Genomic DNA, 22,951 nt, shown 5'->3' with positions numbered 1-22,951 from the left:
GCCCGAAGCGAGGCTAGGCCCGCTGGATGACGGCAATGGCATGACAAGCCGCCGCTGTGGACGAGGAGGGGATGGAGCTCCGGCTGCCTGTGGACAACTCAACGCGCACGCCGCCGCACCGGGCCCCGGTGAGGCGTTGGGGCGGGGGTGATTGGGGGGTTTGGGTGGGATAAATGGGCGCAAGTCGTAAATAGAGTGACTGGTGTGAATAAAGTGGCGACTAGCCGTAAAAATCAACACCCGTCAACTCGATAGAAACAATAAGCATCGATTATTTCCGGTTGACATCCTGTCACCTGCGAAACGAGCATGGGTCCTCGCATTCCGCCTCCGCCGCGCCGATCAACCCCACATAATGGCGTGAATTCCCCAATTCACAATGGGAGCCCCCCACCCATGAGGACCAGTGAAAAGCCTGCCGCCAACGCGGCGGCGGGGTTGTCCGGCCCGGCCTCGCGCAAGCTCCCCGTGCCCCCCCGAGAACGCAAGCCGGCCCTCGCCGCGCTCGCGGTCCTGCTCATCCTGGGCGGCGCGCTGGCCACCACCCTGCTCGTGCTGCGCAGCGGCGACCGCATCTCCGCCATCCGCATCACCCAGCAGGTCGGCGCAGGCCAGAAGTTCACCGCGCCGGCGCTCGAAGAGGTCAAGATCGCCGGAACCGGCATCGAATACGTGAGCTGGTCCCAGCGCGCACAAGTGCTCAACAGCTTCGCGGCCGTCACGATCCTCCCCGGCACGCTCCTGACGAACGAGATGGGCCTGCGCGCCAGCACCGAACTCGGCCCGGGAAAGGCCACCGTCGGACTTTCCCTTAAGCCCGGCCAAATGCCCGCGGGCGTGCAACAAGGCGACCGCGTCCAGGTGATATTCGTACCGAGCCGGTCGAGCCAGGGACAAAGCCGCGTGCTCGCCGAGAGCGCGCTCGTGTTCGCCGTGGGCGACAGATCGAGAACGGGAAATTCCGGTCAGATGACAGTGATCGTTGATTCGTCGGCCTCGCCGGAGATCGTGGCCTTCGCCTCCAGCGGCGAGGTCGCTGTGGCCGAGCTCCCGGGGGCACGCTGACGTGGCGCTGATCGTACTGGCCGCCGACAAGGGCGCGCCGGGCGTGACCACCGCGGCGACGGCTCTGGCCGCGGTCTGGCCACGGCCCGTGCTGCTGGCCGAATGCGACCCGGCGGGCGGCGACCTGGCCTACCGGCTGCCCGCCCCTGACGGCGGCGTGCTCAACCCGGGCAAGGGCCTGCTCACCCTGGGCGCCACGGCGCGGCGCGGCCTGGAGCCCGCGCAGATCCACATGCACACACAGAAGATCATCGGCGGGCTCGACGTGCTGGCCGGGCTCACCCACGGCGAGCAGGCCGCCGGGCTCACCTGGATGTGGGGCCCGCTGGGCAGGGCGCTGGCCGCCATCCCGAACGCCGACGTGATCGCCGACTGCGGCCGGCTCGGCGCCCACCCGCAGCTCGGTGACCTGATGGCGGAGGCCGAACAGGTCGTGCTGCTCACCAGGGCGACCCTCGACCACGTCGCCCACCTGCGCGAACGCCTCCAGATCACCAAGGCCCACGGCGTCGTCGTGATCGCCGACCCACGCAACTACCGCGCCTCGATCGACGATGTACGCAGGATCGTCGGCCCGAGCGTCCAGTTCGTGCACGGGCTCGCGTACGACATCAAGGGTGCGGAGCTCCTGCGCGGCCAGTGGGGCGGCCGCCTGGACCGTTCACTCCTCATCCGTACGGCCCGCGACCTGGCGGCGAGGCTGGTGAGTCACCGATGATCGATCACTCGCTGGTCAAGCGGTTCCGCCAGGACGTCGGCGACCGCCTGGCCCACCAGCGCCGCCTCGACCAGGCCAACGGCCTGCCCGCGATGACGGGCGAGGACGAGCGCCAGTTCGCCAGGGCGCTGATCTCCCAGGTGCTGGAGGATCACGCCCGCAGCGAGATCGGCCTCGGCCGTACCCCGCCCACGGTCGAGGAGGAGGAGGGGCTCGCGGCCGGGATCCACGCCGCGCTGTTCGGCGTGGGCCGCCTGCAGCCGCTGCTCGACGACACCGAGGTCGAGAACATCGACATCAACGGCTGCGACAAGGTCTTCGTGAGCTACGCCGACGGCCAGGAGATCATGCAGGACCCGGTCGCCGACTCCGACGACGAGCTGATCGAGCTGATCCAGATCCTTGCGGCCTACTCGGGGCTGTCGAGCAGGCCGTTCGACACCGCGAACCCCCAGCTCGACCTGCGCCTGCCCGACGGCTCCCGGCTGAGCGCCGTCATGGACGTGACGGTCAGGCCGTCCGTCTCGATCCGCCGCGCCCGCCTCGGCAAGGTCTTCATGTCCGACCTAGTGGGCAACGGCACGATAAGTCCGGACATTGGGAGGTTTCTGAGCGCGACAGTCGCCGCCCGCAAGAATCTCATGATCGCCGGATCCACCAACGCCGGCAAGACCACCCTGCTCAGAGCCCTGGCCAACGAGATCACGCCCACCGAGCGCCTCATCACCGTCGAACGCGCCCTGGAGCTCGGCCTCGACCAGTTCCCCGAGCTCCACCCCAACGTGGTCGCCTTCGAACAGCGCCTGCCCAACTCCGAGGGCCAGGGCGAGATCACCATGGCCGAGCTGGTCAGACGCTCGCTCAGGATGAACCCCAGCCGCGTCATCGTCGGAGAGGTGCTCGGCGACGAGATCGTCACCATGCTCAACGCGATGACCCAGGGCAACGACGGCTCCCTGTCGACCATCCACGCGAATTCCAGCATGGAGGTCTTCAACCGCATCTCCACCTACGCCCTGCAGGCCAACGAGCGGCTGCCCATCGACGCCACCCACATGCTCATCGCGGGCGCCATCGACTTCGTCGTCTTCATCGAGAAGCGCAACGACTATCACGTCGGTGGCACCCTGCGCCGCTACGTCTCCAGCATCCGCGAGGTCAACGGCTGCGACGGCCGTGTCCTGTCGAGCGAGGTGTTCACGCCGGGCCCCGACGGCACCGCCGTCCCGCACGCGCCGGTCTCCTGCCTCGAAGAGCTCGCCGCCCACGGCTACAACCCGGGAGGCTGGTGACGGATGCCGATCACCTTCGATCCGCTGGCGATGCTGGCGGGAGCCGTGGCCGGCGGCGGCCTGTTCCTGTTCTGCATGGCCCTGTACGGCCTGCGCCCCCGCCCGTCCAGGCCCAAGCGCCACCTGATCAAGATGCTGACCACCCGCACCGCGATAGCAGCGGTGGCCGCCACCATGGTCCTGATCATCACCGGCTGGCCGGTCGTGGCGGTGGGCACGGTGCTGCTCGTGTTCGCCTGGCGCGGACTGTCGGGAGGCGCCGCAGAGGAACGCGCCGCGATGCACCGGCTCGAAGGGCTCGCCGCCTGGACGGAGTCGCTGCGCGACACGATCGCCGGCGCGGCGGGCCTCGAACAGGCCATCCCGTCCTCCATCAGGGCCGCCGCCCCCATGCTCAGACCTCATCTCCGCGCCATGATCGACCGCCTGCACACCAGGATGGCGCTGCCCCAGGCGCTCGCGCTGTTCGCCGACGAGCTCGACGACCCTTCGGCCGACCTGGTGATCGCCGCCCTGATCCTCAACTCCAGGCTGCGCGGCCCCGGGTTGCGCGACGTGCTGGGCGCGCTGGCCGTCTCGGCCCGCGAGGAGCTCGACATGCGCCGCCGCGTCGAGTCGGAACGCCGCGCCACCAGGCGCAGCGTCCAGATCGTCGTCGGCACCGCGCTGGCCTTCGCCGGGATCCTCGTCGTGTTCAACCCCGAATACGTCAAGGAGTACACCTCCGTCCTCGGCCAGGCCGTCCTGGTGGTCGTGGCGGGGTTGTTCGGGGCGGGGTTCGCCTGGATGCGGCGGCTGGCCAGGTTCGACAAGCCGACGCGGCTGCTCATGGGAGGAGGCGGCAATGGTTGAGGGCGCACTGGCCGGCGCCGTTCTGGGGCTCGGTCTGCTCGTACTGCTGAAGGCGCTTTTCCCGGCCCGCCCCGGGCTGGTGGCGCGGCTGCTCGCGCTCGACGCCGTGCGCGAGGACGCGGGCGCGCCCCGCATCCAGCTCCTGCTGCCCGAGGAGGAGGTCAGCGCGTTCCGCCGCGGTCTCGGCGCCCGCCTGGCCCGCCTGTACGGCGCCCGCGGCTGGGAGGTCAGATCCGTCAAGGCGGACCTGGCACTCATCGGCCGCTCGTTCGAGGCGTTCCTCGCCACCAAGGTGCTGCTGGCCGCCAGCGGCCTGCTCGCGTTCCCGTTGCTGCTGGGCTGGCTGGTGCTCATGGAATGGGGCACCTCGCTCGCCATCCCGTTCTGGGCCGCGGTGCTCGTGGCGATCCTGTTCTTCTTCCTGCCCGATCTGCAGGTGAAGAAGGAGGCCGCGGCCAGGCGGCGCGACTTCAGGCACGTCGTGGGCGCGTTCCTCGACCTCGTCTCCATGAACCTGGCCGGCGGGCGCGGCGTCCCCGAGGCACTGATGATGGCTGTCTCGGTCAGCGGCGAGCAGCCCAACTGGGCGATGGGCCGCATCCGCGACGCGCTGCGCGGCGCCAGGATCGTCGGCATCACCCCATGGCAGGCACTCGGCCAGCTCGGCGAGGAGATCAACGTCGACGAGCTGCGTGACCTGTCCGCCGCGCTCGGCCTGGTGGCCGACGACGGCGCCAAGGTGCGTGCCTCGCTGACGGCCAGAGCCGCCACGTTGCGCCGCCGCGAGCTGGCGGAGATCGAGGGGCGGGCGGGCGAGCGGTCGCAGTCGATGCTCGTGGCCCAGCTGCTGCTCTGCGCCGGTTTCGTGATCTTTCTTAGTTTTCCTGCCGCAATGAAGATGTTGGGGGCCTGATGAACCATCCCTGGATCGTTTACCTCACCGCCTGCCTGAGCGTGCGCGTCCACCGCGCCCGCACCGCGCCCACCAGAGGCGCGTCAGCCGTCGAATGGGTGATCATCACGGCGATCATCGCCGGTGTCGCGCTCGGCCTGGCCACGTTGATCAAGACGCTGGTCGAGCAGAAACAGAGTGATCTCCAAGGCACCTTCGGCGGCGGCGGTGACGGCGGCGATGGCGACCCGGCCGGCTGACCGCTCCCGGGGTGCGCGCGGCCGGCCGGGCGGCGGCGAGCGCGGTGTGACGGTGATCGAGCTGGCCTTGCTCATGCCGGTCATCCTCGCCGTCTCGCTGCTCATCGTGCAGGTGGCGCTCTGGTTCCACGGCCGTCAGGTCGCGGAGGCGGCGGCACAGGAAGGCGCGCGCGTGGCCAGGTCGGCCCCGTTCGACTCGGGCGCCTGGGAGGGCGAGGCCGCCGCGAAGGCCACGGAGATCATCAAGGCGATCGGCCCGAAACTGCTCGGGGACGCCACCGCCACGACCTCCGAGAAGGAGCCCGACGAGCGCTTCGTCACCGTGACCGGCAGCGCCGTACAGGTCATTCCGCTGCTGCCGCCGCTCACGTTCACGATCACCGCCACCGCGGGCGGGCCCGTCGAGTGCTTCCGCCCCGACAACGGCGGAGAGGACTGCGAATGAAGGCGGCCGAGCGGGGCTCGATGGCCGTGGAGACGGTGATGCTGGCCCCGGTCTTCCTGCTGTTCCTGATGTTCCTCGCCGGTGCGGGGGTGCTGGTGGAGTCGCAGGGGCGGGTCAACGGAGCGGCCAGGGACGCCGCCCGCGCCGCGTCGGTGCAGCGCTCGCTCGAAGACGCCGAGGGCGCGGCCGAGACCATCGCCACGGGCGCGCTCGAGGGCCACTGCCAGACCCCGTCGGTCTCCCTGGACGAGTCCGAGTGGGAGCAGGGCGGCCAGGTCCAGGCGGAGGTCACCTGCCAGCTGGACCTGGGGTTCCTCGGGTTCGGCGGCACGAAGGAAATGACCGGCACCGCGGTCGTGCCGATCGAGCAGTTCAGGAGGGTCGATGAGGCGCGGTGAGCGGGGGTCCATGTCGGTGTTCACCGTGCTGTTCTCCGTGGTCGTGTTCCTGCTGGCCGGGCTGCTGGTGGACGGCGGCTCGGCGATCAACGCCAGGCTGCGCGCCGCCGACGTGGCCGAGCAGGCCGCGCGGGCCGGCGCCGACCAGATCGACGTCGACCACCTCCGCACGACGGGGCAGACCCGGCTGCTCGGCGACGACCAGGTGTGCGCCAGGGCCGACGAGATCGTCCAGGCGCAGGGCGGCGACGACGTGGCCAGGGGCGAGTGCGCGGTCGGGGAGGGCCGGGCACAGGTGACGGTCACCGTCACGGTGCGGTGGGAGGCGTTCTTCCTGAGCGCGATCGGGTTCCCGGGCTCCGAGATGACCGGCGAGGCGAACGCCGCGCCAGAAGCGAGATAGACCGAATCCCACCACTCGATGGATGCGGGACGCACGAGACACCACGCTGGATCGGAGAAGGGAGAGGCGATGCCCACGCGAGAGCCCGCGCGCCCGCCCAGACGTCATGTGCCCGCGCGCGTACCGGCCCGGCGCACGACCGGTGACGTGCTGGCCGGGCTGGCTTCGCTGGCCGTGCTGGTCGGGCTCATCGGTGGCGTCCCGTACGCGCTGCTCATGTTCGTCGGGCCGCCGCTCTCCTCCGAGCTGCTCAGGCTCGACCTGATCACCAGCAACGTCGGCCCGAGCACGATGCTGGCCCTGCTGGTGCTGCTCGTGTGGCTGGCCTGGTTCCAGCTCTTCGTGTGCGTGCTCGTCGAGGTGTACGCCGGAGTCCGCCGGGTCGGCATGCCCGCCCGCGTGCCACTCTCCGGCGGCACCCAGGCGCTGGCCAACAAGCTGGTCTCGGCGGTGCTGCTGCTGTTCACGGCGGGGGCGATGGTCGCGCCGATCGCCAAGCTGACGCCCACCCCGGCCGCGCCGCCCGTGACGGCGGTCGCGTACTCGGCGCCGATCGTCGAGCAGAGCCTCGAAACGCACAAGACCAAGAAGGTGTACGTGGTGCAGCCCCCGCACGGCCGCCACCACGAGAGCCTGTGGGAGATCGCCGAGAAGTGCCTGGGAGACGGCCGCCGATATCCCGAAATTTACCGGCTTAACCAGGCGAAGGCGCAGCCGGACGGCACCCGCCTCCGGATGGCCGACCTGATCAGGCCCGGCTGGGTGCTCGACATGCCGGACGACGCCCGCAATGTCCACATCGTCCCCTCCGGCCAGGCGCGCGAGCAGACGCTGCGGGAGCACCCGGGCCGTGCGCACATCCCCCACGACACCGACCAGAAGGACCACAAGGCCGGCAAGAAGGCCGAGACCCCCAAGCGGGGCGAGGCCAAGCACCGTCTGCCCGAGCAGCAGCAGGACGACAAGCGGGCCGACCAGCAGCCCATCATCCAGGAGGGCCGGCGGGCCGACCTGTTCGACTACCTCGCGCCGGCCTCGCTGGCCGCCGCCGGGCTGCTGCTCATCCTGGCCAGGCGGCGTCGCGAGCAGCTCTGGCGCCGGGTGTTCGGCCGCCGGATCGTCCGCCCGCGTGACGACGCCGCGCAGGCCGAGGTCGCGCTCAGGCTCGGCGGCGACGCCCCCGGCGCCCGCATCCTGGACCTCGGTCTCAGAGTGCTCGGCGCCGAGCTGGCTGCCCAGAACCGCACGCCGCCCACCGTGTACGGGGCCCACCTGTCGGCGCGCTCGCTCGACCTGTGGATCCATCCGCCGGACGACGACCCGCCAGAGCCGTGGACGGCCCAGGACGGCGGCCAGGTCTGGCGGCTGCCCGCGCACGAGGGCCGCCTGCTGCCCGAACGGCGGATCATGGAGGGCGACGGCGATCCCCGTACCGGCTCGCACCACGCGCAGCCGGGCGGAGCGCCGTACCCGGGGCTGGTCTCCATCGGCACGGACGACGGCGGGCGGGTGCTGATCGACCTGGAGGCGGCGCAGGGCCTGATCAACGTACGCGGCCCGCAGACCACCGCCGCGCTGGCCGCCATCGCCGTCGAGCTGGCCACGAACCGCTGGTCCGACCGCATGCGCATCACGCTCGTCGGGTTCGGCGAGGAGCTGACCGTGATCGCCCCCGACCGGATCAGGGCGGTGGGCAGTCTGGCCGAGGTGCTGCCCGAGCTGGAGGCGACGGCGGCTCCGCGCAGGGAGGTGCTGACCGGCCGCGTCACCGGCAGCCCGCGGCCCGCCCACTACCTGCTCTCGGCGGTGGCGCCCACGCACGAGGAGGCGCGCCGCCTGGCGCTGCTGGCCCGCAAGGACACCGCCGGATATGTCGTGACAGGGGAGATTCCGCACGCCACCTGGACCCTGGAGATCAGCGAGGACGGCCGGGCCAAGATCGCGGAGCTCGGCTTCGAGGTGGAGGCGCAGCTCCTGCCCAGACGCCACTACAAGGCGCTCATCGACCTCTTCCGCGCCGCCGGTCGGCTCGACGGCGAGGCCATCCCGGAGGCGGAGCCGCTGGAAGGGCTGCATCCGCCCGTCGTCGAGGTGAGAGTGCTCGGCCCCATCGAGGTGGCCGGCCTCCGCCCGCTGGAGGAAGGCCGGATGGCGCTGGCCACCGAGCTGCTGGTGTACCTGGCCACGCATCCGGGCGGCGTGCATCCCGTGGTGCTCGGCGGGGTGCTGTGGCCGCGCGGCGTGCAGGACATGGTCAGGGACGCGACGATCGCGAGGGTCGCCGAATGGCTGGGGCCCGAGCACCTGCGCGCCGACGAGGCCGGCCGGCTGCGGCTGGGGCCCGAGGTGCGTACGGACTGGGCGCTGTTCCGCGAGCTCGTACGCCGCTCGCAGGGCGACCCGACGGCCAGGGCCGTGCTGCTGGAGAAGGCGCTCGGCCTGGTCAGAGGCCCCCTGCTGACCGGCCGCCCGCCCGGGAGATACGCCTGGCTGGCGGCCGACGACCTGGAGTACGACGTCGCCGCCGCGGTGGCCGACGTGGCGCACCAGCTCTGCGAGATCAGGCTCGCGCACGGCCAGCCGGACGCCGCGGTGGCCGCCGTACGCGCCGCGCTGCTGCTGGCGGCCGACGACGAAGGGCTCTGGCGCGACCTGCTGCGGGCCACGCACGCGACCGAGGACAACGTACGCCTGCGCGCCGTCGTCGAGGGGCTGACCCGCAGGGCGTCCTCGCACCCGTACGGCGGCGGGATGGCGCCCGAGACGGAGGCGCTGATCGAGGAGTTGCTGCCTACCTGGCGCATCCACGTGGTGAGGGAGTCGACGGCATGAGACGAACGGCGACGACGTTGGCCCTGCTCCTGGTCATGGCCGGCTGCGGTCAGGCCGAGCAGCCGTACGAGCCGAAGAGCGCGTCCACGGCGGTGCAGAGCCCCGCGAAGGACCCGCCGAAGAGCCCGGACCAGGCCGATCCCGCTGAGGAGGAGGACCTGCCGTCCGGCCCCCAGACGATCCAGGCGGGCAAGAACCTGCGGCTGCGCATCGAGTGGCCCGCGAACCCGGACCCGCTGCTGAAGGTCATGGTCGACCAGTACATCGGCACCCGCAAGGCGATCGCCGAAGGCGAGACGGTCTACAACCGCAACATGGAGATCGAGGCGGAGAACCAGTCGAACGGCTGGATCCGCGAGTTCGTCGAGCAGGGTCAGTCGTGGCGCGGGGTCGGGCGGATCTACAACCTGCGGGTCTTCGCCCGCCGGAGCAAGGGCGCGCAGATCAACGCGTGCATCGACGAGACGGGGATCCGGGTGATCTCCGCCACCACCGGGAAGGCCGTGGCGCGCCAACCCGCCTGGCTCCGCACCCCCTACCCCAAGGCCGTGGTCGCGCATCGCGGTGACGACGGGGTGTGGCGCATCAGAACCTACCTGGACATATCCGAACGGTGTAGCTGATGAAACCCCTCATGGCATTGATGACGGCGGGACTCCTCCTGCTCGACCCCTCTCCCAAGACCGTTCCCGGCGGTCAGGTCGGCGTGGACCAAAGCGGCAAGGGCGGCCGTCATGTCGACTTGTTCGTGAAATCCGCCCAGGGCGTGCGCCTTTCCGGCACCGGCACCAAGGGCGGCAAGGGCGACGGCTTCCGCATGAAGCGCCCCTGCTGGTACGAGCCCTTCCTGAACGCCGAAGAGATGTGGGCGTTGCAGACCGATCCCCGTAACCAGACGCACACCGCCGTGGCCCAGGACAAGCACTTCGAGGACTTCCTGAAGCAGTTCGACGAGCGGAGGGGGCAGGAGGGGCTCTGGTGGCTGCCGTCCTACAACAAGGGCGACCCTGCCGGAGCCGCCTGCTGGGGAGAGCTGCAGTCGTTCGTGTTCGTCCCGCCGAACACCACGCCGGCCTCGGGCATCACGCTCGAACAACTGGCGGAGATCGCCAGGGCCGCGATGACCGTCCCCGAGCACACGATCAAGCTGAGCCCCGACGCCAAGAGCTTCGTGAACCTGCCGACCTACGTCTGGCTGGAGGGCATCGGCGAGCCGACCCGCACGGTCACCGCGGAGGTGCCCGGCTTCATGAGCGTGACCGTGGTCGCCACGCTCCAGAGCATCAAGATCGACCCTGGCACCACGGAGGAGCGGGCGGAGAAGAACGAGGAGGGCTGCGGCACCAGCGGCAAGCCGTACGTCAAGGGCAGTGCCTTCACGTGTGGAGTGCGTTACCTGCGCTCGTCGATCGACCAGCCGCGTGAGACCTACCCGCTCACCGTGTCGGCCGTCTGGCCGGTCACGGCCCAGGGCAGCGTGGTGCCGTTCCAGTTCGCGCCGGTTGAGCTGGAGGCGACCAGGGACGTCCCGGTCGGCGAGATCCAGAGCAACGTCAAACCTTAGGCGATCACCGCGGCGAGCGGGGCCAGCTCCGGCTGCTCCGCCGCCTCGGCCAGCACCTCCTTCAGCACGGCGTCATGCGCCGGGCTCGCCTGCTCCAGCAGCTCGCGCCCGGCCGGCGTGACCTCGGAGTAGATGCCCCGCCGGTCGTCCTCGCACAGATAGCGCTTGAGCAGCCCGCGGTTCTCCAGCCTGGTCACCAGGCGCGTGGTGGCGCTCTGGCTCAGCACGACCGCGCGGGCGAGCTGCTGCATCCGCATGTGCCAGCCGTCCTGCCTGGCCAGCACGTCGAGCACGGTGTACTCGCTCACGCTCAGCTCGTGCTCCTTCTGCAACGTCTTCTCCAGCCGCTCCTCGATCTTGGCGTGCAGCGCCGCGAGGGTGCGCCAGCCCTGTGCGCGCGCTTCGACGGCGTCATCGGCGATGGCCATGTGGCGACCTCCACGAAGGTGGTTGTATGGTCAGTTAGTCGGCGTGTGCAAATAATGCTCACGCTCACTAACGTCGTCTGAGGAGTATTCTATGCCTCTCGCCCTGTTCGCCCTCGCGATCAGCGCCTTCGGCATCGGGACCACGGAGTTCATCATCAACGGGCTGCTGCCCGAGCTGGCCGCGGACTTCAGCGTGACGATCCCGGCCGCCGGGCTGCTCGTCTCCGGGTACGCCCTGGGCGTCGCCGTCGGCGGGCCGCCGCTGACCATGCTCGGCGGGCGGCTGTCGCGCAAGACCATGCTGCTGTGGCTGATGGTGCTGTTCATCGCGGGGAACCTGCTGTCCGCCCTGGCGCCCTCGTACGGGGTGCTGATGGCTGGCCGGTTCCTGGCCGCCTTCGCGCACGGCGCGTACTTCGGGGTCGGCTCGGTGGTGGCCGCCGACCTGGTCGCGCCGCAGAAGCGGGCCAGCGCCATCGCCCTGATGTTCACCGGCCTCACGCTTGCGAACGTCCTGGGCGTCCCGCTCGGGACCTGGATCGGTCAGGCGTTCGGCTGGCGGGCCACGTTCTGGGTCGTGGTCGTCATCGGGTTCGCCGGGTTCGCCGGCGTGCTGGCCCTCGTCCCTCGTCAGCCCCGGCCCGCGGGGGGCGGCATCCTGCGGGAGCTGGCCACGTTCCGCAAGGCCGGGGTCTGGCTGGCGCTGGCGATGACCGTCTTCGGCTTCGCTCCGGTCTTCGCCGTCATCACGTTCATCGCGCCCATCATGACCGGCGTGGGCGGCTTCTCGCCGGGCGCCGTGCCGGTGGTCATGGCCCTGTTCGGGGTGGGTCTCGTGGTGGGCAACCTGATCGGCGGCAAACTCGCGGACCGTGCGGTCATGCCCAGCATCTACGGCTCGGTGGCCCTGCTCACGCTGCTGGCCGTGGCGGTGGCGCTGGTGGCGGGGGACCAGGTGGCCTTCGTGATCGCCATCACGTTGTTCGGGGTGGCCGCCTTCGCCACCGTGCCGCCCCTGCAGACCCGCGTCCTGGACGCCGCGGCGGGCGCGCCGACGCTCGCCTCCGCGGCCAACATCGGCGCCTTCAACCTGGGGAACGCGATCGGCTCGTTCGCCGCCGGTCTCACCATCGACGCCGGCCTCGGCTACACGGCCCCCGCCTGGACCGCCGCCCTCCTGGGCCTGGCGGGCCTGGCGGTGGCCGGCGCGGCCGGCCTCCAGGCCCGCCGCCTCGTCCCCGCCTGACCAGCCGCCAGGGACGGCCCTCGCGCGGTGCCGTCCCTGCGCCCGCTCAGCCGAACAGCTCCTCGACGCTTTCTGCGGCGGCCGCCTTGACGATCCAGGACGCGAGGAGCTCCTGGTCCGTGCAGGTGAGAATGCGTTCTTCCGCTTCGCGGGAAACCGGGATGCCCCGGTTGTCCAGGAGGATCAGAACAGCCTTGGCTTCCCCGCGAGCTTCCCCATGAGCGACCCAGCTGCGGACCCATGGATGCTCGATCTCATCGACGATGGCCACTGCGATCTCCCTGAACTTGGTGACGACGGACTTCGGTAGCAGGGCGAGTACCACCTCCCGAGAGGGCGGTGAGCTCGGGGTCGGCGATCGCTCGGGGGATATCGGTGATCATGGACACCTGATCGGGACTCAGGACGATCGGGTGCAGCCTTCCTTGTAGGCCGGAACCGTCACGCCCGTCTCGGCCAGCAGCGTGGCGACCAGAGACGGGCGATGTTGGACCAGCTCGATGAGGAGCTCGTGCTCCTGCGTGGGCATATCGAAAACATTACCGAACGCAGTCGAGCCATTACGTTGGGTTTTACTTTTGTCCGGCTTCGTGGTGAAGGAGCCATTCCTTGACGGGTACGCCGTAGTAATAGCCGCCGTAGCCCCCGCCGCTAGGCAGCACCCGGTGGCAGGGCACGAAGGGGGCGATGAGGTTCTGGGCGCAGGCCGAGCCCGCCGCGCGAGCGGCCGTCTTCGGCATCCCGGCGCGTACGGCCAGCTCCGCGTACGAGACGGTCGTCCCCGCCTCGACCTCGCGCAGCGCCTCGTGCAGCCGCTTGCGCGTGGCCGTGCCGGGCTGCGAGACCGGGATGTCGTCCAGCGCGAAGAGGTCGCCCGCCAGATACGCGCGGACGGCCTCCGCCGGCGCCCCGAGGTCGGACACCACGTCCAGGCCCTCCGACTGCAGCGCGGGCGTGAGGCGGACGAACATCTCCTTGGGCTCGGCGGTGAAGCCGGCCGCGACCAGCACGCCCTCGCGGGTCAGCAGGGCCAGCGGCCCGACGGGAGTCGGTACGAGCTGAGCAGCGATCATGAGGAACTCCAGAGGTGCAGGGCGGCGTACGCCCGCCATGGGCGCCACCGCTCGATGTGGTCGTCGGGGATGCCCAGGGCGGCCATGCGCTTGTTGAGCACGAGGTCGCCCGTGGGCCAGGCGTCGGGGTCGCGCAGCGCGCGCAGCGCGATGTAGCTGGCGGTCCACGGGCCGATGCCGGGGATTTCGAGCAGTCCGGCCACCGCCTCGGCCGGGTCCTGGCCGCCGTCCAGGTCGATCAGGCCCTCCGCCAGGCGTGCGGCCAGGACCTTGAGCGTGGCGATCCTGCGGTTCGTCAGGCCGAGGCCGGTGAGGTCGGTCTCCAGCAGCCGGCCGGGAGTGGGGAAGAGACCCTCGGGCGCGGCGGCCTTGGCGACGATGCGGCCCAGCAGCGTACGGGCGCCCGCCACCGAGATCTGCTGCCCGACGACGGCCCGCACGGCCAGCTCGAAGCCGTCGAACGTGCCCGGCACCCGCAGCCCGGGCCGCGCCGCGACCAGGGGGCCGAGCGAGGTCTGGCCGAGGATCTCCGAGATCGCGTCCGGGTCCGCGTCGAGGTCGAGCAGCCGGCGGCAGCGGGCGACGACGCGGGCGAGCTGCCGCGTGTCGTCCACGGCCACGTCCAGGGCCACGTGGTCGCGTCGCGGGGTGAGCGTGATCGTCCCGCCCGGCACGGCCCTGGCGTACGACGTCCGATCCGCCACCTCCAGCCCGGGAATCGCCCGGGACGCGAGGAAGGCGAAAACCCCTTCGACGTCGTACGGTTCCCGCCGGTGCAGCCGGAGCCGCAGCGACGCGGGTCCGGCCGCCACGTCGACGGTCAGGGGCGTGGCGGCCGTGGCGCGCAGTTCGCTGGGCGTGAAGCCGTACGTCTCGCGCATCGTCGCGTTGAACTGCCGCACGCTCCCGAACCCCGCCGCGAACGCCACCTCCGTCACCGGCAGCCTGGTCTCCGTCAGCAACTGCTTGGCCAGCAGCAACCTCTTGGTACGCGCCACCGCCAGCGGCCCGACGCCCAGCTCGGCCACGAACAGCCGGTGCAGATGGCGCTCGGTGATGTGCAGCCGGGTGGCCAGCCCGGCGACGCCCCGCTCGTCGGCCGCGCCGTCGTCGATCAGCCGCAGCGCCCTGCCGATGAGGTCGCCGCGCAGGTCCCAGCCGGGATCGCCGGGGGACAGCTCGGGGCGGCAGCGCTTGCACGGGCGGAACCCGGCGGCCTCGGCCGACGCGGCGTGCCGGTAGAAGCGCACGTTGCGCGACGAGGGCGTGCGTGCCGGGCAGATCGGACGGCAGTAGATACGTGTGGTCGTCACCGCCGTGTAGAACCGCCCGTCGAACCGGGAGTCTCTGGCGGAGACGGCCCGGTAGCAGGAGTCGAAATCGAGCTCTAGTGGCGACATGACTCCGAGATTATGCGTTCGCCCGGGGTGCTGACTGGCGGAAATCGGACTCCAACGTCATCTGCCAAGTCAGCAGGTCAGAAGGGTCGACCAGCGGGAATCAGACACGGCCGCCGTACGGGGCGATACACCCGTACGGCGGCAGCCGGCCGCTACTTCGACGAGACCCCGACGCCCAGGTCGAACTCCCGGTAGACCCGCGCCCAGAACCCGTCACGCAGCCAGACCCGGGCCTCCGGGTAGGGCCGCAGCGAGTGCCCGAGCTCCTTCTCCGCCTCGATGAGCAGCTCGGTGTCGATGACGGTCGGCAATATCGGGCCGGGAAGCAGGTCCCTGATGTTGTCGCGGCCGCGGGTGAGTATCCACTTCTGCGCCACGTGCTCGCCGACGTCCTCCACGCGCGGGCGGCTCGGCCCGAGCTTGGCCACCTGGCCCGGCTTGGCGTGCGGCTTGACCGGCGCGCGCCCGGCGAACACCTGGGCGGGCGAGGGAGCGGCGGCCGGCGGGGTGACCGGAACGGGCTGGGGAGCACGGCTGAAAAAGGGTCTTAGAAACTCAGCAGAGATGACTTCCACGGTGTCGGACTCCCAGACCAGGCGTTCGGCCTGGTTGGTGCCGTAAGGAGGTTCGACGCCCCACAGGTGGATGCGCACGCCGTACGCCTGCGCCGCCTCGACCGCCGGAACCATGTCCTCATCGCCGGCCAGCAGGATCGTGTCGGTCACCGCGTGGTGCCTGGCCAGCGCCTCCAGGTCGCTCCTGATCTGCGCGTCCACGCCCTTCTGCTGGCCACGGGCGTTCAGGTTGCCAAGCCGGACCTTGACCCAGGGAAGCTGGGCGATGACCCGCTGGTCGACGGTCGGCACGCGGTCACGGGCGGCGTCATACCAATAGATCCGCAGGAGTTCGCCGGAAATACGTTCCTCTGCATGTTTCTGTAGACTCTGGATGAGCTCATCGGCGGCCACCCGATATTCCTTGCGTTCCTTCGCGCCGAGCAGCACTTCACCTGCCGCCGCGTACAGATAACCGACATCCACTAGGACGGCGTACTTGGCTGCCACAGGATGCGGCATGAGGTCTGGGATGGCCATGTCGTCCTCCAGGCCGCGGTGTTAGTTGATCGGCTGACTATATACGCCTACTTTCTCTAGATAGTCCCAACTCCCGGGGAACTTGACACCCGATTCCCGGGATCTATCTAGGGTAGAGCGCTCATCCGCCATGCCGACTTCCCTGGGACGACAGGGTTACGCATACCTCTAGCCGGGTTTCGCCACGTTTGTCGTCGCGGTGTGCGAGGCGTCTCCGGTTCGGCCCGCGAGCTTCCCCGTGCGGCGAGTACGGCCACGAGAGCCGCGATCTCCTCGGGCGTGGCGTCGCCGCGGACAATACGCAGGTGAGCCGTCATAGCGGGATGTTCCCATGCTTCTTGGGCGGCAGGGTGGCGCGCTTGTTCCGGAGGGCCCGGAGGGCCTTGACGACTTGACTCCGGGTTTCGGCCGGCCGAATCACCGCGTCCACGTATCCGCGCTCCGCCGCGATATACGGGTTGGCCAGCGTGTCCTCGTACTCGGTGACGAGCCTCGCGCGCTCGGCCTCGGGATCGGCGGAGGCGGCCAGCTCGCGCCGGTAGAGGATGTTGACCGCGCCCTGCGCGCCCATGACCGCGATCTGCGCGGTCGGCCAGGCCAGGTTCACGTCCGCGCCGAGGTGCTTGGACCCCATGACGTCGTACGCCCCGCCGTACGCCTTGCGCGTGATGACCGTGATCAGCGGCACGGTGGCCTCGGCGTAGGCGTAGAGGAGCTTGGCGCCGCGGCGGATGATTCCGTTCCATTCCTGATCGGTCCCAGGAAGGAATCCCGGTACATCAACAAAAGTCAGGATCGGAATATTAAAAGCATCACATGTTCGAATAAATCTGGCGGCCTTCTCGGCGGCGTTGATATCCAGACATCCGGCGAAATGCATGGGCTGGTTGGCCACGATCCCGACCGACTGGCCGTCGACGCGGCCGTACCCCACCACGATGTTCGGCGCGAACAGGGCGTGGACCTCCAGGAACTCCCCGTCGTCCAGCACGTGCTCGATCACCCGGTGCATGTCGTACGGCTGGTTCGCCGAGTCGGGGATCAGCTCGTCGAGCTCGGGATCCGGCTCCAGGTCGGCGGCGGCCTCGAAGATCGGCGCCTCGTCCAGGTTGTTGGACGGCAGGAAGGACAGCAGCCCCTTGACGTACTCCAGCGCGTCGTCCTCGTCGGCGGCCTGGTAGTGGGCCACGCCGGACTTGGTGTTGTGCGTGTGGGCCCCGCCGAGCTCCTCGAACGTGACCTCCTCACCCGTCACCGTCTTGATCACGTCGGGACCGGTGATGAACATCTGCGAGGTCTGGTCCACCATCACGATGAAGTCGGTGAGCGCGGGGGAGTAGACGTGCCCGCCGGCCGCGGCGCCCATGATGAGCGAGATCTGCGGGATGACGCCGGACGCGTGCACGTTGCGCTTGAAGATCTCGGCGTAGAGGCCGAGGGCCACCACGCCCTCCTGGATGCGCGCGCCGCCGCCCTCGTTGATCCCGATGATCGGGCAGCCGGTCTTGATCGCCATGTCGAGCACCTTGACGATCTTCTCGCCGTACACCTCGCCGAGCGAGCCGCCGAACACGGTCACGTCCTGCGAGAACACGCACACCTGCCGGCCGTCCACGGTGCCGTAGCCGGTGATGACGCCGTCGCCGTACGGCCGCCGCTTCTCCAGCCCGAACATCGAGGACCGGTGCCTGGCGAACTCGTCGAACTCCACGAAGGAGTCCTCGTCGAGCAGCGCCAGCACTCTTTCCCTGGCGGTCATCTTGCCCTTGGCGTGCTGCTTCTCCACCGCGGCCGCGGAGCCCGCGTGAACGGCTTCGTCGAGGCGCCGTTCCAGATCGGCGATTTTGCCCGCCGTGGTGTGAATATCCGGCTTTTCCGGTATCGACTCAGCCGCTGTACTCATGCGCGCAAGGCTAGCCCGTCCTCCTAAAGTGGTTCTATGACGGATGCGGTTCGCACCGAAGGCCTGTTAAAACGCTATGGTCCGCAGATCGCGGTCGCGGGGGTCGATCTCGTCGTCCCCGCCGGGAGTTTCGCCGGGCTGGTCGGTCCCAACGGGGCGGGCAAGACCACCACGCTCAGCATGATCACCGGGCTGCTCCGTCCCGACGGGGGCTCGGCCGAGGTCGACGGGTTCCACGTCTGGCGCGACCCCATCGCGGTCAAGGCGCGCATCGGGGTGCTGCCCGAGGGGCTGCGCCTGTTCGAGCGGCTGTCGGGCCGCGAGCTGCTGATCTACAACGGCCGGCTGCGCGGCATCCCCAAGGCCGACGTCGAGGAGCGCGCGGGCGAGCTGCTGGCCGTCATGGATCTGACCGACGCCGCGGACAAGCTGGTCGTCGACTACTCCACCGGCATGCGCAAGAAGATCGGCCTGGCCGCGGCGCTGCTGCACAACCCCTCCGTGCTCTTCCTCGACGAGCCGTTCGAGGGCGTCGACCCGGTCAGCGCCAACACGCTCACCGACGTGCTCCAGCGCTTCACCGCCTCCGGCTCCACCGTCATCTTCTCCAGCCACGTCATGGAGCTGGTCGAGCGGCTGTGCGACTGGGTGTCGGTGATGAGCGCGGGCCACATCGTCGCGCAGGGCGCGCTGGCGGACGTACGCGGTGGTCGCAGCCTCAACCAGGCGTTCCTGGAGCTGGTCGGCGGCTCGCGCGACAACGGCGAGGGGGGCCTGACCTGGCTCGGCTCCCGGCCCAGGGAGAGCCAGTGAGCACGGTCGTGCTCTTCGCGCAGCTCAAGCTGCGCCTGCTCGCGGGCAACCTGCGCGGCGACCTCCAGCGCAAGCTGGGCTTCATCTTCACCCTGCTGATGGCGACCGGCCTGGCCGTGCTCGGCTTCTTCCTGATGAGCCTGCTGCGGTTCGCGCCCGACGACATCACGACCTCGCTGGTGATCGTCTCCTTCACGTTCTTCCTGGTGGGCTGGATGATCGTGCCGCTGCTCCTGTTCGGGCTCGACGACACGCTGGATCCGGCGCGGCTGTCGCTGTTCCCGCTGCGCACGCGGGAGATGGCGGTCGGCATGTTCACGGCGTCCGTGACCGGCGTCTGGCCGGCGGCGATGCTGATCGTCACGGCGGGCGCGCTGGTGGCCCTGGCGACGAGCCCGGGGGGCGTGCTGCTCGGCGTGCTCGCGGTGCTGCTGCAGTTCGCGCTGTGCGTGGTGACGTCGAGGCTGATCACCACGGCGCTGTCCGGCGCGCTGCGTACCCGGCGCGGCCGCGACGTGCTGGCCGTGGCCGCCGTGTTCGTGGTCGTCCTCGCCCAGCTGCCCAACCTGCTGATGAACCGCGGTTTCAGCGACCCGACGGCCATGCTGCACCAGATGGCAGGGGCGCTTCGGTGGACCCCGTCCGGCATGGCGGCGCACGCCATCGCGGACGGCGGCCTGGTCGGGCTGGCCGAGCTGGCCGTCGTGGCGGTGCTGGTGGTGGCGCTGGCCTGGCTGTGGATCAAGGCGCTGGGCCGGGCGCTGGTCACGCCCGACTCCTCCAGTCAGGCGGCCTCCGTACGCAGGGAGAGCGGTCTGGTCGACAGGTTCCTGCCGGACGGGCCGCTGGCCGCGGTGGTCACGAAGGAGCTGAAGTACATCAGGCGTGAGCCGAGGTTCCGCGTGGGCTGGTTCAGCGCCATCGCGGTCACGGCCGTGCTGGCGTTCTCGATGGGCGGGCAGTCGCAGGGCGGGCCGGGGGCCGGGATGCCGATCTTCCTGAGCGCGATCGGGGCGCTGATGATCGCGCTGCAGTCGGGCAACGCGTTCGGGATCGACGGCCGCTCGCTGTGGATGAACGCCGTGGCCTTCGGCTCGGAGCACGGCCTGCGCACCGATCTGGCCGGGCGGCACCTGGCCAACGCGGTGATCGCGCTGCCGCTGCTCGCCGCGATCGCCGCCGGCGCCGGTCTGTTCGCCGGGCATCCCGAGACGATCGTGCCCGGGATGCTGGCCGGTTGGGGCGCGCTCGGCATCGGGCTCGGCGTCGGCTCGATGACCAGCGTGATCGTCCCCTACTCCGTGCCCGAGCGGATGAACGCCTTCAGCGGCGCCGTCCCGGGCCAGGGCGGGCAGGCGTTCGCCTCGGCGTTCGGCGCCACGCTCGGCATCGGGCTGCTGTCGCTGCCGTTCGTGATCCCGCTCATGCTGGGCCTGTACTGGGTGTGCGTGCTGGCCCCGTTCTACGGCCTGCTCGCCGAGGTCTTCGGCCGTCGCCTCGCCGCCAAGATCGGCTACGCCAGACTCCCGGACCTCCTCGGAGCCGTCTCCAAAGCTTCGTGATAAGTGGTCTAGTCCAATTGGTGAGACCGGGCTACGGGCGCGGGAATCGACTCGATATCGTCGAAGCATGATTGACCAGGGGCTCGAACGTCGCAGCGCGGCCGTGGAGATGCCGGACGAGTTGCGCCATGATGTGCGCTTGCTCGGCAAGCTGCTCGGCCAGGTGCTCGCCGAGCAGGGTGGTGAAGACCTGCTGGCCGACGTCGAACGGCTGCGCAAGGCCGTCATCGCAGCGCGAAGGGGTGAAATCTCGGCTGACGAGATCACCGCCATGGTCTCCGAATGGGAGATCGAACGGCTGGTGGAGATCGCCCGCGCGTTCACATGCTATTTCCACCTGGCGAACTTGGCCGAGGAGCACTACCGCATCCGCACGCTCAGGGAGCGGGACGCAGGGGGGTGGGTTCAGCGGGAGTCGCTGGCCCAGGCCGTACACGAGCTCGGGCACGATCGTGTCACCGAGCTGCTGGAAGGCCTGGAGCTGCACCCGGTGCTCACCGCACACCCCACGGAGGCGCGCAGGAGGGCGGTGGTCACCGCCATCCAGCGGATCAGCGGCCAGCTCACGGAGTACAACACGCCCGGCCGCGGCGCCTCCGAGCGCGCGGACAGCAAGCGGCGCCTGCTGGAGGAGATCGACCTTCTGTGGCGCACCGCCCAGCTCCGCTCCACCAAGCTCGACCCGCTCGACGAGGTCCGCACGGCCATGGCCGCCTTCGACGAGACGCTGTTCCGCATGGTGCCGCAGGTCTACCGCGCGCTCGACGCGGCGCTCGACGACCGCACCGGCACCCGTCCGCCGCAGGCCAGGCCCTTCATCCGGTACGGAAGCTGGATCGGCGGCGACCGTGACGGCAACCCCAACGTCACCTCCAAGGTCACCCGCGAGACCATCCAGATCCAGTCGGAGCACGTGCTGACCGCCCTGGAGACCGCCTGCACGCGCATCGCGCGCACGCTGACCGCCTCCGGGCAGTTCGCCCCGTGCTCGCCCGCGCTGAAGTCGGCGCTGGCCGCGGCCGTGGACGCGCAACCTGAGCTGGTCTCCGAGCTGGCCACCCGGTCACCGCGTGAGCCGCACCGGCAGTGGTTGCTGTTCGTGGCCGCGCGCATCGCCGCCACCCGCCGCCGCGACCTCGACCTGGCCTACCGCTCGCCCACCGAGCTGCTGGCCGACCTGCGGCTCGTACAGGACTCGCTGGCCGAGTCCGCGCCGCGGCAGGCGTACGGCGAGCTGCAGCACCTCATGTGGCAGGTGGAGACGTTCGGCTTCCACCTGGCCGAGCTGGAGGTGCGCCAGCACTCCCAGGTGCACGCGTCGGCGCTGGAGGAGCTGCGGGCCGGCGGCGAGCTGTCGGAGCGCACCGAGGAGGTCCTGGCCACGATCCGGGTGATCGGCTGGATCCAGGAGCGGTTCGGCGTCACGGCCTGCTCCCGCTACGTGGTCTCCTTCACCCGCTCGGCCGACGACATCGCGGCCGTCTACGAGCTGGCCGACTTCGCGCTCGGCGAGCGCGCGCCCGTGCTCGACGTGGTGCCGCTGTTCGAGTCGGGCCAGGACCTGGCGAACTCGCCGGACGTCCTGTCGGGCATGCTGGCGATCCCGCAGATGCGCCGGCGCCTGGCCGACACCGGCCGGCGCATGGAGATCATGCTCGGCTACTCCGACTCCGCCAAGGAGCTCGGCCCGGCCGCCGCCACGCTGCGGCTCTACGAGGCACAGGAGGCGCTGACCGCCTGGGCGGCGAAGCACGACGTGCGGCTGCGGATGTTCCACGGCCGCGGCGGCGCGCTCGGCCGCGGCGGCGGTCCCGCCAACCGCGCGGTGCTGGCCCAGGCCCCCGGCTCGGTGGCCGGCCGGTTCAAGGTCACCGAACAGGGCGAGGTCATCTTCGCCCGCTACGGCCACATCGCCATCGCCCGCCGCCACCTGGAGCAGGTGGCCAACGCCGTGCTGCTGGCCTCCTCGCCCACGGTCGGCGCCCGCACGGCGGCCGCCGCCGAGCGGTTCCGCGGCCTGGCCGGGCAGGTGGCCGAGGCCTCCGAGCAGGCCTATCGGGCGCTGACCGAGGCGCCGGGCTTCCCCGAGTGGTTCGGGCTGGTCAGCCCGCTGGAGGAGATCGGCACGCTGCGCCTGGGCTCCCGTCCCTCGCGCCGCGGCCTGGGCGCGCCGCGCTCGCTCGACGACCTGCGGGCCATCCCGTGGGTGTTCGCGTGGGCGCAGACGCGGGTCAACCTGCCCGGCTGGTACGGCCTGGGCACCGGTCTGGCCGCCGTCGCCTCCCTCGACGAGCTGCGGGCCGCGTACGCGGAGTGGCCGCTGTTCAACGCGATGCTGGACAACGCCGAGATGTCGCTGGCCAAGACCGACCGCTCGATCGCCGAGAGCTACCTGGCCCTGGGCGGCCGGGATGACTTCGCCAGGCAGGTCCTGGAGGAGTACGACAGGACGCGCGAGCTGGTGCTGCGGATCACGGGCCACACGCGGTTGCTGGAGAACCGCAAGGTGCTCTCGCGGGCCGTCCAGCTCCGCGACCCGTACGTGGACGCGCTGTCGCACCTGCAGCTCAGGGCGCTGCGCTCGCTGCGCACCGGCAACCCGTCGGAGCAGGAGCGCGAACGGCTGTCCACGCTCCTGCTGCTGTCGGTCAACGGGGTCGCCGCGGGCCTGCAGAACACCGGCTGATCAGGGGACATCCGCCCTTCTGAGC

The 22,951-nt window shown here is 70.4% G+C and carries 24 protein-coding genes; 16 read left to right on the top strand and 8 right to left on the bottom strand.

The features are described from left to right. Positions 1 to 438 precede the first annotated feature (438 nt). The 12 genes from ABEA43_RS01025 (at position 439) to ABEA43_RS00970 (ending at position 10,721) form a co-directional block, all read left to right on the top strand. Complete coding sequence (locus ABEA43_RS01025) at positions 439 to 1,065, top strand: hypothetical protein (RefSeq protein ID WP_345557625.1); 627 nt, start codon at positions 439 to 441, stop codon at positions 1,063 to 1,065. A 1-nt stretch (position 1,066) separates the two neighbouring features. Then, positions 1,067 to 1,783 (top strand): hypothetical protein, encoded by a 717-nt coding sequence (locus tag ABEA43_RS01020; RefSeq protein ID WP_345557624.1) that lies wholly within the window; start codon positions 1,067 to 1,069, stop codon positions 1,781 to 1,783. Then, positions 1,780 to 3,075, top strand: a complete 1,296-nt coding sequence (locus tag ABEA43_RS01015; RefSeq protein ID WP_345557622.1) for a TadA family conjugal transfer-associated ATPase — start codon at positions 1,780 to 1,782, stop codon at positions 3,073 to 3,075. The genes ABEA43_RS01020 and ABEA43_RS01015 overlap by 4 nt, the downstream gene beginning before the upstream one ends. A 3-nt stretch (positions 3,076 to 3,078) precedes the next feature. Continuing rightward, entirely contained in the window at positions 3,079 to 3,927 is an 849-nt protein-coding gene (locus ABEA43_RS01010) for a type II secretion system F family protein (protein ID WP_345557620.1), read from the top strand. Next, positions 3,920 to 4,840 (top strand): type II secretion system F family protein, encoded by a 921-nt coding sequence (locus tag ABEA43_RS01005; protein WP_345557619.1) that lies wholly within the window; start codon positions 3,920 to 3,922, stop codon positions 4,838 to 4,840. The genes ABEA43_RS01010 and ABEA43_RS01005 overlap by 8 nt, the downstream gene beginning before the upstream one ends. Continuing rightward, positions 4,840 to 5,079, top strand: coding sequence for a hypothetical protein (locus ABEA43_RS01000; protein WP_345557618.1), 240 nt, complete (start codon positions 4,840 to 4,842; stop codon positions 5,077 to 5,079). Before ABEA43_RS01005 ends, ABEA43_RS01000 begins: the two co-directional genes overlap by 1 nt. Continuing rightward, a complete protein-coding gene (locus ABEA43_RS00995) occupies positions 5,018 to 5,524 on the top strand; it encodes a TadE family protein (RefSeq protein WP_345557616.1) in 507 nt (168 codons plus the stop codon). The genes ABEA43_RS01000 and ABEA43_RS00995 overlap by 62 nt, the downstream gene beginning before the upstream one ends. Further along, positions 5,521 to 5,922: a TadE/TadG family type IV pilus assembly protein gene (locus ABEA43_RS00990; protein ID WP_345557614.1), complete on the top strand. Its 402-nt coding sequence runs from the start codon at positions 5,521 to 5,523 to the stop codon at positions 5,920 to 5,922. Before ABEA43_RS00995 ends, ABEA43_RS00990 begins: the two co-directional genes overlap by 4 nt. Beyond that, positions 5,909 to 6,325, top strand: a complete 417-nt coding sequence (locus tag ABEA43_RS00985) for a TadE/TadG family type IV pilus assembly protein (protein WP_345557612.1) — start codon at positions 5,909 to 5,911, stop codon at positions 6,323 to 6,325. Before ABEA43_RS00990 ends, ABEA43_RS00985 begins: the two co-directional genes overlap by 14 nt. 69 nt (positions 6,326 to 6,394) lie before the next feature. Beyond that, positions 6,395 to 9,157, top strand: a complete 2,763-nt coding sequence (locus ABEA43_RS00980; RefSeq protein ID WP_345557610.1) for an AfsR/SARP family transcriptional regulator — start codon at positions 6,395 to 6,397, stop codon at positions 9,155 to 9,157. Continuing rightward, positions 9,154 to 9,780, top strand: coding sequence for a hypothetical protein (locus ABEA43_RS00975; RefSeq protein WP_345557608.1), 627 nt, complete (start codon positions 9,154 to 9,156; stop codon positions 9,778 to 9,780). Before ABEA43_RS00980 ends, ABEA43_RS00975 begins: the two co-directional genes overlap by 4 nt. Beyond that, positions 9,780 to 10,721: a hypothetical protein gene (locus ABEA43_RS00970; protein ID WP_345557606.1), complete on the top strand. Its 942-nt coding sequence runs from the start codon at positions 9,780 to 9,782 to the stop codon at positions 10,719 to 10,721. The genes ABEA43_RS00975 and ABEA43_RS00970 overlap by 1 nt, the downstream gene beginning before the upstream one ends. On the opposite strand, the gene ABEA43_RS00965 is transcribed toward ABEA43_RS00970, so the two are convergent. Next, positions 10,718 to 11,149, bottom strand: a complete 432-nt coding sequence (locus tag ABEA43_RS00965) for a MarR family winged helix-turn-helix transcriptional regulator (protein WP_345557604.1) — start codon at positions 11,147 to 11,149, stop codon at positions 10,718 to 10,720. The two genes, ABEA43_RS00970 and ABEA43_RS00965, sit on opposite strands and share 4 nt — an antisense overlap. Positions 11,150 to 11,240: 91 nt before the next feature. Between ABEA43_RS00965 and ABEA43_RS00960 the strand changes: the two genes are divergently transcribed. After that, positions 11,241 to 12,395 carry an MFS transporter gene (locus tag ABEA43_RS00960; protein WP_345557602.1) on the top strand — a complete coding sequence of 385 codons (1,155 nt, stop codon included), beginning with the start codon at positions 11,241 to 11,243 and terminating at the stop codon, positions 12,393 to 12,395. Between the two features lie 46 nt (positions 12,396 to 12,441). Here the strand turns inward: ABEA43_RS00960 and ABEA43_RS00955 are convergent, their stop codons facing one another. The 7 genes from ABEA43_RS00955 to ABEA43_RS00925 form a co-directional block, all read right to left on the bottom strand. Further along, positions 12,442 to 12,666, bottom strand: coding sequence for a hypothetical protein (locus ABEA43_RS00955; RefSeq protein WP_345557600.1), 225 nt, complete (start codon positions 12,664 to 12,666; stop codon positions 12,442 to 12,444). Positions 12,667 to 12,795: 129 nt separating this feature from the next. Continuing rightward, positions 12,796 to 12,924 (bottom strand): hypothetical protein, encoded by a 129-nt coding sequence (locus ABEA43_RS00950; protein ID WP_345557598.1) that lies wholly within the window; start codon positions 12,922 to 12,924, stop codon positions 12,796 to 12,798. 43 nt (positions 12,925 to 12,967) lie between these two features. Further along, positions 12,968 to 13,468, bottom strand: coding sequence for a methylated-DNA--[protein]-cysteine S-methyltransferase (locus ABEA43_RS00945; protein WP_345557596.1), 501 nt, complete (start codon positions 13,466 to 13,468; stop codon positions 12,968 to 12,970). Further along, a complete protein-coding gene (locus ABEA43_RS00940; protein ID WP_345557594.1) occupies positions 13,465 to 14,868 on the bottom strand; it encodes an AlkA N-terminal domain-containing protein in 1,404 nt (467 codons plus the stop codon). The genes ABEA43_RS00945 and ABEA43_RS00940 overlap by 4 nt, the downstream gene beginning before the upstream one ends. 152 nt (positions 14,869 to 15,020) lie before the next feature. Then, positions 15,021 to 15,962, bottom strand: a complete 942-nt coding sequence (locus ABEA43_RS00935; RefSeq protein WP_345557592.1) for an NYN domain-containing protein — start codon at positions 15,960 to 15,962, stop codon at positions 15,021 to 15,023. 107 nt (positions 15,963 to 16,069) lie between these two features. Beyond that, a complete protein-coding gene (locus ABEA43_RS00930; RefSeq protein WP_345557590.1) occupies positions 16,070 to 16,279 on the bottom strand; it encodes an acyl-CoA carboxylase subunit epsilon in 210 nt (69 codons plus the stop codon). After that, positions 16,276 to 17,865: an acyl-CoA carboxylase subunit beta gene (locus ABEA43_RS00925; RefSeq protein ID WP_345557588.1), complete on the bottom strand. Its 1,590-nt coding sequence runs from the start codon at positions 17,863 to 17,865 to the stop codon at positions 16,276 to 16,278. Before ABEA43_RS00925 ends, ABEA43_RS00930 begins: the two co-directional genes overlap by 4 nt. Before the next feature lie 36 nt (positions 17,866 to 17,901). Here ABEA43_RS00925 and ABEA43_RS00920 point away from each other — a divergent pair, with 36 nt between their 5' ends. The 3 genes from ABEA43_RS00920 to ABEA43_RS00910 all read left to right on the top strand — a co-directional run bounded on the left by ABEA43_RS00920 (position 17,902) and on the right by ABEA43_RS00910 (position 22,926). Continuing rightward, the gene (locus ABEA43_RS00920; RefSeq protein ID WP_345557586.1) at positions 17,902 to 18,678 is read left to right on the top strand and encodes an ABC transporter ATP-binding protein; all 777 of its coding nucleotides are present in this window, start codon (positions 17,902 to 17,904) and stop codon (positions 18,676 to 18,678) included. Continuing rightward, positions 18,675 to 20,240 carry a hypothetical protein gene (locus ABEA43_RS00915; protein ID WP_345557584.1) on the top strand — a complete coding sequence of 522 codons (1,566 nt, stop codon included), beginning with the start codon at positions 18,675 to 18,677 and terminating at the stop codon, positions 20,238 to 20,240. The genes ABEA43_RS00920 and ABEA43_RS00915 overlap by 4 nt, the downstream gene beginning before the upstream one ends. A gap of 67 nt (positions 20,241 to 20,307) precedes the next feature. After that, positions 20,308 to 22,926, top strand: coding sequence for a phosphoenolpyruvate carboxylase (locus ABEA43_RS00910; RefSeq protein WP_345557582.1), 2,619 nt, complete (start codon positions 20,308 to 20,310; stop codon positions 22,924 to 22,926). The last annotated feature ends 25 nt before the right edge of the window (positions 22,927 to 22,951 follow it).

This window comes from Nonomuraea rosea, assembly GCF_039539705.1.
Classification (GTDB): Bacteria; Actinomycetota; Actinomycetes; order Streptosporangiales; family Streptosporangiaceae; genus Nonomuraea; species Nonomuraea rosea.
Note: the sequence above shows the minus strand (reverse complement) of the source record. Positions and strands in the feature narration are given on the sequence as shown.